General features: G+C 33.8%; 13 protein-coding genes and 1 pseudogene. 9 read left to right on the top strand and 5 right to left on the bottom strand.

All coding sequences use genetic code 11. The annotated features are described in order from the left end of the window. Nucleotides 1-109: 109 nt before the first annotated feature. Nucleotides 110-2,923 carry a triple tyrosine motif-containing protein gene (locus NHF50_RS13230; protein ID WP_252776905.1) on the bottom strand — a complete coding sequence of 938 codons (2,814 nt, stop codon included), beginning with the start codon at nucleotides 2,921-2,923 and terminating at the stop codon, nucleotides 110-112. Nucleotides 2,924-3,048: 125 nt separating this feature from the next. Here NHF50_RS13230 and uvrA point away from each other — a divergent pair, with 125 nt between their 5' ends. The 3 genes from uvrA (at nucleotide 3,049) to NHF50_RS13215 (ending at nucleotide 6,990) form a co-directional block, all read left to right on the top strand. After that, nucleotides 3,049-5,841 carry an excinuclease ABC subunit UvrA gene (gene uvrA / locus NHF50_RS13225; RefSeq protein WP_252776904.1) on the top strand — a complete coding sequence of 931 codons (2,793 nt, stop codon included), beginning with the start codon at nucleotides 3,049-3,051 and terminating at the stop codon, nucleotides 5,839-5,841. Between the two features lie 69 nt (nucleotides 5,842-5,910). Next, a complete protein-coding gene (gene rlmH / locus NHF50_RS13220; protein ID WP_252776902.1) occupies nucleotides 5,911-6,384 on the top strand; it encodes a 23S rRNA (pseudouridine(1915)-N(3))-methyltransferase RlmH in 474 nt (157 codons plus the stop codon). A gap of 153 nt (nucleotides 6,385-6,537) precedes the next feature. Then, a complete protein-coding gene (locus tag NHF50_RS13215; protein WP_109570107.1) occupies nucleotides 6,538-6,990 on the top strand; it encodes a hypothetical protein in 453 nt (150 codons plus the stop codon). Nucleotides 6,991-7,043: 53 nt separating this feature from the next. Here NHF50_RS13215 and NHF50_RS13210 read toward each other — a convergent pair whose 3' ends face one another. Together NHF50_RS13210 and folP are read right to left on the bottom strand one after the other, a co-directional pair. After that, nucleotides 7,044-7,760: a hypothetical protein gene (locus tag NHF50_RS13210; RefSeq protein WP_252776900.1), complete on the bottom strand. Its 717-nt coding sequence runs from the start codon at nucleotides 7,758-7,760 to the stop codon at nucleotides 7,044-7,046. Nucleotides 7,761-7,762: 2 nt separating this feature from the next. Continuing rightward, on the bottom strand, nucleotides 7,763-8,584 hold the full coding sequence (gene folP / locus NHF50_RS13205; protein WP_252776898.1) for a dihydropteroate synthase: 822 nt from the start codon (nucleotides 8,582-8,584) through the stop codon (nucleotides 7,763-7,765). A gap of 117 nt (nucleotides 8,585-8,701) precedes the next feature. Between folP and NHF50_RS13200 the strand changes: the two genes are divergently transcribed. The 4 genes from NHF50_RS13200 (at nucleotide 8,702) to tpiA (ending at nucleotide 11,789) form a co-directional block, all read left to right on the top strand. Continuing rightward, complete coding sequence (locus tag NHF50_RS13200; protein ID WP_252776897.1) at nucleotides 8,702-9,244, top strand: DUF1599 domain-containing protein; 543 nt, start codon at nucleotides 8,702-8,704, stop codon at nucleotides 9,242-9,244. Nucleotides 9,245-9,311: 67 nt separating this feature from the next. After that, nucleotides 9,312-10,421: a BT_3928 family protein gene (locus tag NHF50_RS13195; protein ID WP_252776896.1), complete on the top strand. Its 1,110-nt coding sequence runs from the start codon at nucleotides 9,312-9,314 to the stop codon at nucleotides 10,419-10,421. Nucleotides 10,422-10,490: 69 nt separating this feature from the next. Next, complete coding sequence (locus NHF50_RS13190) at nucleotides 10,491-10,988, top strand: TlpA family protein disulfide reductase (RefSeq protein ID WP_252776895.1); 498 nt, start codon at nucleotides 10,491-10,493, stop codon at nucleotides 10,986-10,988. 51 nt (nucleotides 10,989-11,039) lie between these two features. Then, nucleotides 11,040-11,789, top strand: a complete 750-nt coding sequence (tpiA, locus tag NHF50_RS13185; protein WP_252776894.1) for a triose-phosphate isomerase — start codon at nucleotides 11,040-11,042, stop codon at nucleotides 11,787-11,789. A gap of 52 nt (nucleotides 11,790-11,841) precedes the next feature. On the opposite strand, the gene rho is transcribed toward tpiA, so the two are convergent. Further along, nucleotides 11,842-13,533 (bottom strand): transcription termination factor Rho, encoded by a 1,692-nt coding sequence (gene rho / locus NHF50_RS13180; protein WP_252776893.1) that lies wholly within the window; start codon nucleotides 13,531-13,533, stop codon nucleotides 11,842-11,844. 182 nt (nucleotides 13,534-13,715) lie between these two features. Here rho and NHF50_RS13175 point away from each other — a divergent pair, with 182 nt between their 5' ends. Continuing rightward, entirely contained in the window at nucleotides 13,716-14,126 is a 411-nt protein-coding gene (locus tag NHF50_RS13175) for a DUF4293 domain-containing protein (protein WP_109570100.1), read from the top strand. Between the two features lie 482 nt (nucleotides 14,127-14,608). Next, nucleotides 14,609-14,737: pseudogene (locus NHF50_RS15825) on the top strand (hypothetical protein); the annotation flags it as partial. A 45-nt stretch (nucleotides 14,738-14,782) separates the two neighbouring features. On the opposite strand, the gene NHF50_RS15820 reads toward NHF50_RS15825, so the two are convergent. Beyond that, nucleotides 14,783-15,112, bottom strand: a complete 330-nt coding sequence (locus NHF50_RS15820; protein ID WP_308219321.1) for a DUF5675 family protein — start codon at nucleotides 15,110-15,112, stop codon at nucleotides 14,783-14,785. Nucleotides 15,113-15,165: the final 53 nt, after the last annotated feature.

The following is a 15,165-nucleotide window of genomic DNA, read 5'->3' as shown; positions in this document are numbered from 1 at the left end:
AATTATAAGAAAAATGAAAAACGTAAGAATCATTAAAAAACAAAACTTTTTCATTACGAAAAGGTTGTTGTTGAGGTAATGTTGAGGTAAAATGACTAAAAATGTATAGTTAAACGCTTAAAATATAATCCACAAGTCCGTTGTCATGCATCAAATTCAGCTTTTTACGCAAACGATATCGTTTAATTTCAACACTTCTTATTGAAATGTTAAGCATAGGTGCAATCTCTTTTGAGCTGAGATTTAACCTTAAATAAGCACATAATTTCAGATCGCTCGGTGTTAAATTGGGATGCAACAATTTAATGCGCTTTAAAAAATCTTTATCTAGATTGTCAAAAGATTCTTTAAAAGTATTCCAGGAATCATCCTTGTTGATATTCTTTGAAATTGTAGAAATAACTGATTTTAGATTTTTACTATCGATGTTCTCTGCCGACTTTTTCAAATCTTCTTTTATTATTGCTAATAATTCGTCTTTTTTTATCAAACTCATATTTGAGACTGCTAATTCTTTATTCTTAGCATCTACATCCTGAACCAATTGTTCATTTCTAAGTTTTATCATTTGCTGCTCACTCTCTAATGCCGCAATCTCCAGCAATAAATTATTCTCTTCTATTAATTTCTGTTCCTTCTTTCTGTAATAGTTATGGTAGGCTTTGTTAATATAATAAGCCAGAATCAGAAGAATGATCGCATAAATAGTCCAGGCTAGATAAGTAGCATACCAAGGTCTTTTAATTTCAAATTGGTATTCAATTGTATTTATTGTTGGTATATTAGCTACTTTAGCTTTAACTCTGAATATATAATTACCCGGAGATAAATTTTTAAAACTCATATTTGATTTTGTGGTCCAATTACTCCACTTCTCTTGAAAACCTTCTAATTGATACTGATACATAACATCAATAAATCGGTCATATTGAGGTACAGAATAATTAAATACAATATTGTTTTCTGAATTATGTAAGACTGTTTTTTGGGATAAAGAAACGTATTTAGGTGCTTTTTCTAATTTACTTACTGAAACCGAATTCAATATTACACTATGACTTTTAACTTTAAAGTCAGATAGATTAATGATGAAATAGCCATCTGTCTTACCTATTAAATATTTATTATTGCCGATTTGAGCTATATTTTCATAACCCGCCATAGGATTCGTTATCGTAAAAGGTATTGAAATTTTATGCTTTCTGAGCTGAGAATCAAAATTTCCGGAAGTAACATAATAAATGGCATTTTTAGTGAAAAACCACATTTTATTTGACTGATCAACACTTACTTTCCCGGAAATATAGCCGCCTTCCACTAATATTTGACTTAAAAAAATGTCTTTTTCAAACTCTTTTGTTTTAGGATTTAATTGATATACTCCTTCTTTACCAATGAAATATATAATACCATTATATTTTACAAGTCCGATATTTTTCCCTTTTTTAGGTAACGGAAGTATTGTAAAATGAATAACTTCAGAAATATCTTTATCCGGTTCGACTTTTAGTAAACCTTTATATTCATGTCCAACGTAAATAATGTTGTCATTGGTTATTTCAAAATATCTGGACGAAATGTCAAAACCTTTGATCTTATTCTTAAAACGCCACCCCCCATTTGTTTTTTCTAAAACGGATAAACCATTATAATTACCTTGAATTAAAATATCTTTATTATTCGGATGAATGTTAAACTCCCAGGTACCGGATTCATTATAAATTAATTTAGCTTTATCTCCGTCAATGGTGAAAGTTCCTAAATCATGCCCGCAAAACAATTGGTCATCATATTCAAATAAAGTCCAAACTTGCCCTTTTGTACCGGTGATAAAATTAAAACGACTATTTTCTTCTGTATTCCTCCAAAACAATCCTTGATTGGTTCCTAAATAGATTTTATCTTTATACTTTACAGACGCATAAACCGTCCCTAAATATCCGGCGTCATCCTTATACTTTTTTATGGGAGACTGTAAATTAATACAATCAATCCCATTATCTAATCCTAACCATAAATTATGATCTGAATCCTCTTTAATTGATAATATTGTATTATTACTAATACCCGTATTTTGGGTAATATGATTTTCTATTTTTCCGTTAGCATCTAAAATATAGATTCCGTTAGAAATTGTTCCTAAAGCAAATCCTCCATGCGATAACTTTTGTGCACTAAAAACAGTATTCCGCTCTATTTCTTCTTCTGAAATAAAATGAAATTTAGACAACACCTTTTTTTCTAATCTAAATATTCCGGCTCGTTCCGTTTGAAGTAATATTCCCTCGCTATCTTTAAAAATTTCAACTATTCTGTTATTCCTGATTCTTGAATCATCAGATATTAATATAGACTTTCCATTGACGATTTCATACAAACCTTCACCAATTGCCTGAAAAAAGATAGAACTATCTACATTATAACATCTAAACAAATACGAATGATCATCAATAAAATTAAAGCTTTCATCTTTTGTATTGTAAATATAAATTCTATTAAAAGATTGAAACAAAACCCAATGATCTACGGCAACAATATTCCAGAAATGCTCATCCTCAATTAGTTTGCTTTTAATATTTTTACTGATTGATGTATAGTGCAATAAACCATTCGCTTGCCTTTTCCAAAACCCGAATTCCATATAACAGCCTGTATAAACCCTGTCTCCAACAACTTTTACAGAACGAATAATAGTTTCATTAGGTGAAGGATATAAATTCCAATTAGAACCATTAAACTCTAACAAGCCTTCATTATTGGCAAAAAAGACAAAGCTATTTTTGTCTTGAGAGATCATCCAGTTCTGATTTCCGGCATTGTATAAACTTGAAGGATATTTTACAATAGGGGGAAGTTCCTGAGCATTGCTAAGAACACTCAAAAAAGTAAATAATATATATAATTTTTTAATGAAAAAATTCATGTAATTTCAAATATTTAGCCCGTAAAAATATTATTTCAAAATCAATTGTTCAAATTTAATACTATTTTGAATTGTCTTTATTGTCTTTTTATAAATGACTATATTTGCAAATCTTACAAAAAACTATGAACACAACTGATTTTTCTAAACTTGAACCTAAAAAAAATATCCTGATTAAAGGTGCTCAATTGCACAACTTAAAAAACATTGATGTAGCCATTCCCCGAAATAAACTGGTAGTTATTACCGGATTATCGGGATCAGGAAAATCAAGCTTAGCATTTGATACACTTTATGCAGAAGGACAACGTCGCTATGTTGAAAGTTTATCGTCATATGCCCGTCAGTTCTTAGGTCGTTTAGACAAACCTAAGGTAGAATATATTAAAGGTATCGCCCCGGCAATTGCTATTGAACAAAAAGTCAATACCACTAATGCCCGGTCAACGGTAGGTACCTCAACAGAGATTTACGACTATTTAAAATTATTGTATGCCAGAATCGGAAAAACCTTTTCTCCTATTTCCGGACAAGAAGTAAAAAAGCATACGGTTACCGATGTTATTGAAGCTGTTAAATCCTTTGAACCCGACTCAAAATGGCTCTTACTGGCTCCGATCCATTTGGAAAAGGATCGACCGATTGAAGATAAACTTAAAGTTTTACTACAACAAGGTTTTGCCCGTATCCTAGTCCATAATGAAATGATCCGGCTGGATGCGATCGAAGGAATTGAATTAAACCCAAAAGAGATCTTTTTAATTGTTGACCGAATTGTCGTTAAGGACGAAGAAGAGTTTTTTAACCGTCTGGCAGATGCTGTTCAAACGGCTTTCTATGAAGGTAAAGGCGAATGCTTTTTACAAGAATTAAAAACGAACAAACAGCTATCATTCAGCAACAATTTTGAACTGGATGGCATAACATTCTTAGAACCTAATATCCATTTATTTAGTTTTAATAATCCGTATGGTGCTTGTCCTAAATGTGAAGGCTATGGAAATGTGATCGGTATTGATGAAGAATTGGTCATACCTAACACTGCGCTCTCAGTTTACGAAAATGCAATTTACCCTTGGCGTGGTGAAAGTATGAGCTGGTACCGTGACCAATTGGTTAACAATGCTTACAAATTCGATTTCCCGATTCACAAACCTTATTTTGAACTTTCTGACGAGCAAAAAGCTTTGATCTGGAACGGAAACCAATATTTCACGGGGTTGAATGATTTTTTTGCCGAACTGGAAGAGAAGAATTACAAAATCCAGAATCGTGTTTTATTGTCCCGCTACAGAGGAAAAACCAAATGTACGGTTTGTAAAGGCAAAAGGTTACGACAAGAAGCCAACTATGTAAAAGTAGACGGAAAAACAATAAGCGAATTGGTAGATTTACCTATTGTAAAATTAATACCTTTCTTCAAAGACTTAAAACTTACTGAATACGATGTTAAAGTTGCCAAACGTCTATTGATTGAGATCAACAACCGTTTAGCTTTTCTATCAGATGTCGGATTGAGCTATTTAACCTTAAATCGGAATTCGGCAACCTTATCCGGAGGAGAATCGCAACGCATCAATCTAGCAACTTCATTAGGCAGTAGCTTGGTCGGTTCTATGTATATTTTAGACGAACCGAGTATCGGTCTACATCCAAAAGATACGGAACGTTTGATCTCTGTGTTGAAAAATCTTCGTGATTTAGGGAACACCGTTATTGTCGTTGAACATGACGAAGATATTATGAAAGCAGCCGATATGATCATCGATATTGGTCCGGAAGCCGGAACGCATGGCGGAGAACTAGTAGCACAAGGAACCTATAATGAAATTCTGAAAGCAGATTCTCTTACGGCAAACTATCTTAGCGGAAAAGAGATTATAGAAGTACCTCAAAAACGACGCAAATTCAAACACCATATCGATATAATCGGTGCTCGTGAAAACAATCTTAAAAATCAGGATTTTATGTTCCCCTTAGATTGTTTAACGGTTATTACGGGCGTTTCAGGAAGTGGAAAAAGTACACTGGTAAAAAAGATACTGTTTCCGGCTATTCAAAAACAATTAGACGGTGTAGGCGAAAAGGCCGGGCAATTTTCTGAATTGAAAGGAAACTTTGCGAATATCAAACATATTGAATATGTAGACCAAAATCCTATCGGAAGAAGTTCGCGTTCTAATCCGGTTACCTATATTAAAGCGTATGATGATATTCGTGATCTGTTCTCAAAACAAGCGATTTCAAAATTACGTGGCTATCAACCAAAGCATTTTTCATTCAATGTCGACGGCGGTCGTTGTGAAACTTGTAAAGGAGACGGAGAAGTAACCATTGAAATGCAATTCATGGCTGATGTTCATCTGGAATGTGAAACCTGCCACGGAAAACGTTTTAAGAAAGAAATTCTTGAAGTCACTTTTGAAGGAAAAAATATTGATAACATCCTTAAAATGACCATTGACGATGCTGTTGAATTTTTTACTCAGCATAAGCAAACTAAGATCACACAAAAGCTGCAACCGTTACAAGATGTTGGTTTAGGTTATGTACAATTAGGTCAGTCCTCTTCTACTCTTTCAGGTGGTGAAGCACAGCGTATCAAACTGGCTTCTTTTTTAGTAAAAGGAACGGTTAAGGACAAAGCTTTATTTGTTTTTGACGAGCCTACAACGGGATTACATTTCCACGATATTAAAAAACTGTTAGCCTCTTTTGATGCTTTGATCGAAAAAGGGCATTCGATAATTGTAATCGAACACAATTTAGACTTAATCAAATGTGCCGACTATATTTTAGACATTGGCCCGGAAGGCGGAGAAAACGGCGGAAAATTAGTTGCTTTCGGTACACCGGAAGAAATTGTAAAGAATAAAAATTCGGTAACCGGAATATATTTAAAGGAAAAACTGAATTGATTTAATAATTTGAAGATTCCGTAATTTGAAAATGTCTGAATTTTATAGATCAAATTAACACATCACCCCATGAACATCAAACTTCTAACCATAGGAAAAACGGATAACAAAAACCTTCAGGCTCTGATCGATGATTATTCAAAGCGTTTGGGCTTTTACATTAAATTTGATCTGGAAATTATTCCCGATATTAAAAATGTAAAGAATTTAAGTGAAGCCCAACAAAAGGAAAAAGAAGGTGAATTGATCTTATCTAAGTTAACACCTACAGATCATTTGATCTTATTAGACGAGAACGGAAAAGAGTTTTCCAGTATGAGGTTTTCTGAATTTTTACAAAAGAAAATGAATGCCGGAATAAAGACACTGGTTTTTGTTATCGGCGGGCCGTATGGCTTCAGCGAACAGGTTTATCAAAAAGCAGCCGGGAAAGTTTCATTATCTCAAATGACCTTTTCCCATCAGATGGTTCGGCTATTTGTTATTGAACAAATCTATCGTGGTTTTACTATTTTAAAAAACGAACCATACCACCATCAATAATTAAATACTTTTTCTTTTAAAAATTTACTCATTTCGTAAAACTAACGTAACAAAGCGTTTTTATTAAGCCATTATTTTTGTTTTTGTTAAAATTTACAATATATTTAGCCAAAATTATTACCAATCACTAATTTAATTTTTACCTCAAAATTTATGAAAAATTTAATTACTATTCTAGTTGTTTTTATCAATTGTGTGGCCTTTGGTCAAATAAAAGTAATTGAAACTACTCCTATTATTAGATTAGGTGCTATCGGTCAGAACGATATGTACATTCAGACAGAAGGTGACAAATACACTTTCTTTTACAAAAACATCGAAAAAGAAGAAGAGATCACAAATCGTTCGTTCACGTTCCGTGACTTAGACAACGATATTGAAAAACTGGAAGACATTATTTTAGCCGGATTCACTGCTGATCCGTTATTAGATATTAAATTAGAATTACCTAACGATTATGTTTGGTTACACTACTCTAAAAATTTAGACAGAACTTATGTTCAGTTTATGTGTAGAAGCAAAGACGGTAATACTTCAGGTGTTTCTAAATCATTCAATTTAGAACAGATCGTTAAGATGTTTGAAAAGAAACTTCCTAAAAAATAATATTCTTAAAAAGATATATAAAAAAAGCTCCGCTATAAGCGGAGCTTTTTTTATTATAATTTACAACCACATTCCGGTAATTTCTTTTCGTCATAAACAAACTCGTACGATGAAAGCTGTATACGGTCAGAAGTAAGTTGCCACGCCAGTATTTTATTTTGAATGTATTGTTCATAAGTCAGATATTTGCTGAAATTCAAATGAATGATCGTATTCTTTCCATCACTCATAAAATCAGCAAAATCACGTACAAAAGGAACAAATTCTTCTCTGTCAATACCATTTCCGTCAATTGTAATTTCGTTCTCTTTATTAAAATTGATCGTCAGATTATTGTATGCTTGATACAATTCTGCATGTTCTTTTATATAGAATTTTGAGAAATCTTTATCGTAAAAATATTGCACATCCGTAAAAGGCAAAAAGGCTAAATTTTTCCCGATACTATCGGCATACGAATATACATTAACCGCATCTTCCCTTTTGTGCATCCCATTCTTTTTCTTTTCCTGCAATTGCTGTACTTCCGGAATCACAACATGTAACGGCAATTGTTTATCGATATTAAAGATCCAATTCGTTGTACCGATCGTATTCTTTCTATTGATCTTTGCAATAGTATCTTTCCCTTCTACTCTGAAAAACAGATAAACCGGGGAATGATCGTAGATCTCTTTCTGAACGGAAAGATCACTTTTAGGCAACTGAACGTCTTCCTGTTTACACGAGATCAAACCTAATAGTGATATTAAAATAATACTTCTTCTCATATTTAGCATAATTGTTCCATTATTGTAATACATTCAACTGCTTCTTTAACATCATGAACCCGTAATATATGAGCTCCTTTTTGCAAAGCGATCGTATTCAGAACCGTAGTCCCGTTTAAAGCATTTTGAGGTGTTGTTTCTAATAACTTATAGATCATTGATTTTCTTGAAATACCGATCAGTAAGGGTAATTCAAAAACCGACAAAAAATCAGTCCGCCTTAATAATTCATAATTTTGTTCTAAGGTTTTCGCAAAACCAAATCCCGGATCTAAAATAATATCATTAATTCCTAAGGCTCTTGCTGCACTGACCCTTTCCGAAAAATAATAGGTTACTTCTTTTGTAATATTCTCATATTGAGCCAATGATTGCATAGTATTCGGATTACCTTTCATGTGCATCATAATATAAGGAACCTGTAATTGTGCCGCAGTTTCTAACATGTTTTTATCCAATAAACCTGCTGAAATATCATTGATAACGGCTGCTCCGTTCTCGATCGCTTTTTGAGCCACCTGAGCCCTGAAAGTATCTATCGAAAGTAGTGCTTTCGGGAATCTCTTCAAAATAACAGCAATAATCGGTAAAATCCTGTTGATCTCCTCCTCTTCCGTTACGAACTCAGCTCCCGGTCTTGAAGAATATGCTCCAAGATCTATAAAAGCAGCCCCTTCGGAAAGCATTTTTTCAGTCTGATTTAAAAAATCGGAATCGGATTTATATTTCCCTCCGTCATAGAACGAATTGGGTGTCACATTTAAGATCCCCATTACTTTTGGAGTACTTAAATCGATCAAGTTTCCTTTACAGTTTATAGTCATGTCATTCTATATCAGATTAAAATAAAGATCAAAATTCAAAGTCTGCTTCTTTTCTCTTTATTCTTTCTCCTTAATTAATTACTTTTGAAAATTAATCAAACAAATATACGCTAAATAATGACCAATACGTCGCAACAATACGATAAAATAGTAACGATTTGCCGTGACTTGTTCAGCAAAAAAGCTAAAGATTACGGAACTGCCTGGCGCATTTTACGCTTGCCTTCCTTAACCGATCAAATCTTTATAAAAGCACAACGCATCCGAAGTTTACAGGAAAATGAAGTACGTAAAATCGAAGAAGACGAAACCTCAGAATTTATCGGAATTATCAATTATTGCGTAATGGCTTTGATACAAATCGAAAAAGGTATTGCCAGTCAACCCGATTTAAGTGCTGACGAAGCGATTCAATTATATGATGAAAAAATTGCATTGACAAAACAGCTAATGGAAGATAAAAACCATGATTACGGTGAAGCCTGGAGAGATATGCGGGTCAGCAGCCTTACGGATCTGATCCTTCAGAAATTGCTCCGTGTAAAACAGATCGAGAACAACCAGGGTAAAACTATCGTTTCAGAAGGAATTGATGCCAATTATCAAGATATGATTAATTATTCAGTCTTTGCCTTGATCCATTTAGGTAAAGCCGATTAACAACTGGTTAACATTTCATTGACAGCTTAATTGAAGTGAAAAAGTTAATTTTAGAAAAATTTAAAAAATGCGAAACATTAGTACACAAATTGCCCGAATTTTAGTTGGCGTTCTCTTTATTATTTCAGGATTAATCAAACTAAATGACCCAACCGGTTTTTCATTCAAATTAGAAGAATATTTCAGTGCAGATGTTTTAAACATGGAGTTTTTTATTCCTTATGCACTGCTTATTGCTTGTTTTGTTGTAATTTTTGAAGTTGTTTTAGGAGTTATGCTTCTTATCGGATTCAAACCCAAATTTACAGTCTGGAGCTTATTAGCCATGATCGTTTTCTTTACCTTTTTAACGTTCTACTCGGCTTATTTTAATAAAGTTACAGATTGCGGTTGTTTCGGAGATGCTTTAAAACTAACCCCTTGGGAATCTTTTTCTAAAGACGTAGTTTTATTAGTCTTAATTCTTATTTTATTTATCAACCAAAAATACATCCGTCCATTATACGGAAAAATAGGAGTGAACTATACTGTATTTGTTGCTTATTCACTTTGTTTATTCATGGCTTATTATGTTTTACAGCACTTGCCTATAATTGATTTCAGAGCTTATAAAGTAGGAACAGATATCAAAAAAGCGATGGAAATACCGGAAGGAGCACCTAAAAGTGAATACGAAATGGTATTTATTTATAACGTTAATGGTCTGGATACCGAAATCAGTTATGACGATGTAATGGCTAATAAAGTTCCGGAAGGTGCTGAATTTGTTGACCGAAAAGACAAACTGATACGAGAAGGATACATTCCTCCGGTACATGACTTTACGATCGAAAAAGACGAAAACGATTATACTGAAAGTGTTTTAGAAGAACCGAAAGTGATTATGCTTATTTCGTATGATTTAAAAAAATCAAAAGAAAATGGCATGAAGAAATTGGAAGATTTTTATCAAAAAGCAGCAGAAAAAGGATATCTGGTAATCGGAATGACATCTTCCGGAACAGATATTATTGAAGAGTATAAAAAGAAATACGGTTTAACATTCGACTATTATTTTTGTGATGCAACTACTTTAAAAACAATAGAACGAGCTAACCCAAGTATCGTTGTTTTAGAAAAAGGAGTTGTCGTTCAGAAGAAACATTTCAACGATATCGATAAAGTAGTGTTAAAATAATTCACAGGTCTATTTTTTACTTGTTGAATTGTTTACATTTGGATTAAACCAATAAATTAAAAAACAAAAATGAAAAAGATCGCATTATTATTTATCGGAGTTTTAGCTTTGATTTCTTGTGAAGCACAAAACAATACCGAATTTTCAAAAGAAGCGCTTGAAAATAAAATGATCTCTAAAGAAAACCAATCGGTTACTTTTCAAGAGATCATCGAACAATATAAAGGTAAAACCGTTTTTATTGATGTTTGGGCTTCTTGGTGTCCTGATTGCGTGAAAGGTATGCCAAAGGTAAAAGCGCTACAGAAAGAACATCCGGAACTGGTTTACCTATTCATTTCAATGGATAAAACCTACGATGCCTGGCTTAAAGGAATTGAAAAATACGAGGTAACCGGTGAACATTATCTTACTACAGACGGAATGAAAGGTATCTTCGGGAAATCAATTGCTTTAGATTGGATTCCTCGTTATATGATTGTAGATAAAACAGGAAAAATTGCTTTGTTCAAAGTAATTGAAGCTGATGATGCTAAAATCGAAGAAACATTAAGCAAGCTGGAATAATTGTTCAGTTACGCAATAAATTCAAAAACAAACCAAAATATATAAAGATTTATGAGAAAAAATATTGTAGCAGGAAACTGGAAAATGCATAAAACATACACAGAAACTCTTGCTTTATTAGATGATATCGTTGCTCAGAAAAAAGAAACTACGGCTGAGATCATTGTAGCACCAACATTCGTTAACTTAAAAGCTGCAGTTGATAAAGTAGCCAGTCAAAATATTACGGTAGCTGCTCAAAATATGCACCAGGCTGAAGGCGGAGCTTTTACTGGTGAAATTGCGGCAAATATGCTTACTGATATCGGTGTTCAAACTGTGATCTTAGGACATAGCGAAAGAAGAGCTTATTTTCATGAAACCGATGCTTTATTAGCCAATAAAGTAGATACTGCTTTAAAGCATGAAATGCGTGTCATCTTCTGTTTTGGTGAAGACTTAAAAGACCGTCAAAAAAACAATCATTTCAATATTGTGGAATACCAATTACGAGATGCGCTTTTTCACTTAGAAAAAGAAAACTGGAAATCTATTATTCTGGCTTACGAGCCGGTTTGGGCTATCGGAACCGGAGAAACTGCTTCTCCTGAACAAGCTCAGGAAATGCATCAGTTCATTCGCGAATTAATTGCTAAAGTATATGGAAATGATGTCGCTGAAAATGTTTCGATTTTATACGGAGGAAGTGTTAAACCGGATAATGCCAAAGAGATTTTTTCGAAACCGGATGTTGATGGCGGTTTAATCGGTGGCGCTTCATTAAAGGCAACTGATTTTCTGGCTATTGTAAACGCAATTTAAAAAAATAAAAAACAAATAATAAAAAAGTCCCGAAATCGGGACTTTTTTATATCTATTCATTCATAGAAATCAAAAACTCTTCATTATTCTGTGTCTTCCTGAAACGATCATAAATGAAGTCCATCGCTTCTACAGGATTCATATCGGCTAAATACTTACGCATGATCCACATTCTTTGGACAGTATTTTCATCTAATAACAGATCATCACGACGTGTACTTGAAGAAACCAAGTCTATTGCAGGGAAAATACGTTTATTAGCAATTCTTCTATCTAATTGTAATTCCATATTACCTGTTCCTTTAAACTCTTCAAAGATCACTTCATCCATTTTAGAACCGGTTTCTGTAAGCGCTGTTGCAATGATACTCAACGATCCTCCGTTTTCTACATTTCGGGCTGCACCAAAGAAACGTTTAGGTTTCTGTAAGGCATTGGCATCCACCCCACCACTCAATACTTTTCCTGAAGCCGGTTGTACCGTGTTATAAGCTCTTGCCAAACGTGTAATTGAATCTAATAAGATAACCACATCATGACCACACTCAACCAAACGTTTGGCTTTCTCTAAAACAATATTGGCAATCTTAACATGCTCCTGAGGTTCTCTGTCAAATGTAGAAGCTACTACTTCTGCTTTAACACTACGTTGCATGTCAGTTACCTCTTCCGGTCTTTCGTCAATTAAAAGTACGATCATATATACTTCAGGATGATTCGCCGCAATAGCATTAGCAACATCTTTCAGCAACATCGTTTTACCGGTTTTAGGCTGTGCAACGATCATACCTCTTTGGCCTTTACCGATCGGAGAAAATAAATCAATAATTCGTGTGGAAATAGTACTGCTACGTTCAGCAAGTCTGAATTTTTCTTTAGGAAAAACCGGAGTTAAATGTTCAAACGAAATTCTATCGCGTACCACTTGCGGATCGTGGCCGTTAATTTTTAGTACTTTTACCAAAGGAAAATACTTTTCACCTTCTTTTGGAGGTCTTACAACTCCTTTTACGGTATCACCTGTTTTAAGACCAAACAATCTTATTTGAGATTGTGACAAATAAATATCATCTGGAGAAGAAAGGTAATTATAATCTGAAGAGCGCAAAAAACCATAACCATCCGGCATCATTTCCAGAACACCTTCACTCTCTATAATTCCGTCAAATTCATAATCCGGCTCTCTATAATTCGGCTGCTTTGGATTATTTGCTCCTTTCTCACTATTGTGATGACTACTTTTCTTATAGTTGGGATTATTCGGATTATTAGCATTTGCTTTACTGTTTGGCACTTTTTGAACCGAAGAAGCTTGATGTTGTTCTGTCTTAACTTCCTCTTCCTTTACAACAACAGCTTCCTTATTTACACTCTGATCCTTTACTTCAGTCTTAGCGCGTCTGGTTGTCTGTTTTGCTACAGGTTTTGATTCTTCAGCTACTTCTTTAGCTTCCTTTTCTTCCAATGAAGGATTCTTAGCCTCATCAACCACTTCAGTACCCTCCGAGGTCTTAGCCTTTTTAACAATTCTAGTCCTTTTAGGCTTAGGAACTGCTTTATCTTCTTTTACTACCGGAGAAGTTTCCTCTGCTTTTACCTTTTCAGGATTAGCTGCTTGCATATCTAGAATTTGATAGATTAAATCTTCTTTTTTTAAAGAACGATATTTTTTTACATTAGCAACTTTGGCAATTTCTTGCAAGTCAGAGAGTTTCATCTCCTTTAATACTTCAATATCAAACATGAATATCTAACTGAAATTTTTATACGATTTATTATCGAAAAATGATAAGAAAAAAATGAGTTTATCTACAAACCGTAAAATGAAGTACTTACGGTTTTACATTGCAATAATACAAATAAAAATGCAGAAAACAATAGTTTTTTATAAAAAGAAACTATATTTTTGCATCAATAATCTAGAAAATGATTCAAAGAATTCAAACAATATACATGGGAGTTTGCCTGATTTTATCAGGTGTTTTACCCTTTTTTGTTTCATTATGGACTGATGCAAACGGTTTAGTTACTTTTGCTAAGGACTCTATTCTTTATTTATCACTTTTTGGTATTATTTCCTTACTAGCTTTAGTAAGTATTTTAAATTACAAAAAAAGGCAACTCCAATTTGTTTTAAACAGATTGAATATAATATTAAACTTTATATTACTAGGATTTTTTGTATATCGAACGCTAAGCTTATCCGGAGAAACTGAAATTTCTGAGAAGGGTATTGGGATTTTTCTTCCTACCATTTCTATCGTTTTACTTGTTCTGGCAAACAGAGCAATTAAAAAGGATGAGGATCTTGTAAAATCAGTAGATCGATTACGATAAACCTAACATCTTAGTTTATTAGTGCGTTAAAAAGTCTAACTCTTTAGTTAGACTTTTTTATTTTAATATCTTCCTTTCTTTACTAGCCGCACACTACCCTGTGATTTACTATTAGTAGCGATAGGTTTTACGGGTTCAGTTGCCATTTCAGGGAGTTCTGTAACTTGGCATAAACAACGATTCAACAGCCAAAACTACAACACCTCAAATCCTAAATATTTCACTATCGGTGATGCCAGAATCGGTGCTTCCTTAGTCGTAAATGCTATTGCTGACGGCAGAAACCTCGCCAAATACATTCATACAAACGATTTTAATCAATAAAAAGATTAATTAGATTCTCCTTTTCATTTCCTTTTCTTTTTTTAAAAGAGATACCCTATTATGTGTAAACTCCATTTCTCAAAAATAGGGTAAAAAAAAGAGGATCATATTTTATATGATCCTCTTAAAGAAAGGCGGCGACATACTCTCCCACAGGATCTATTGTGTGGTATGATGCACCTACCGGCGGAAATATCGTAGATCCGTCTACGGTGCTTACAGACGGTGCTTCTTATTATGCTGCTCATCAGGGAGCAAATTGTGAAAGTAGCGCTCGTTTGCAAATTGATGTAACGATCTTAGATGAGCCTACTCCTACTGCTAACATGACTTCACAAGAATTTTGTGCCGCTAACAATCCGACAGCCGCTGACATGCAAATCAACGAATCTTCTATTGTGTGGTATGATGCACCTACCGGCGGAAATATCGTAGATCCGTCTACTGCACTTACAGACGGTGCTTCTTATTATGCTGAAATGCCATTTGTATTTTGAGCTATATCGCTTTCTAATAAAATATTTCCCTTCCGGAATACAGGAAACTCTTGTTTCGTTCATCTTCCAAGGCAATTCTATGGTATTACATATCAATTTGCCTTCACATTCGAGTTTTCCATTAGTTCCTTCAGGGAAATAAGTTCTAGTTAACCAAATAACCATTACACGCCACCATCAACTTTAACAATCGATAACGGGTTGAAAGCACCATTTTT

The sequence above is a fragment of the Flavobacterium sp. NRK F10 genome (assembly GCF_024054235.1).
GTDB lineage: Bacteria > Bacteroidota > Bacteroidia > Flavobacteriales > Flavobacteriaceae > Flavobacterium > Flavobacterium sediminis.
The sequence above is the reverse complement of the archived record's forward strand: the minus strand, read 5'-3'. Positions and strand labels throughout refer to the sequence as shown.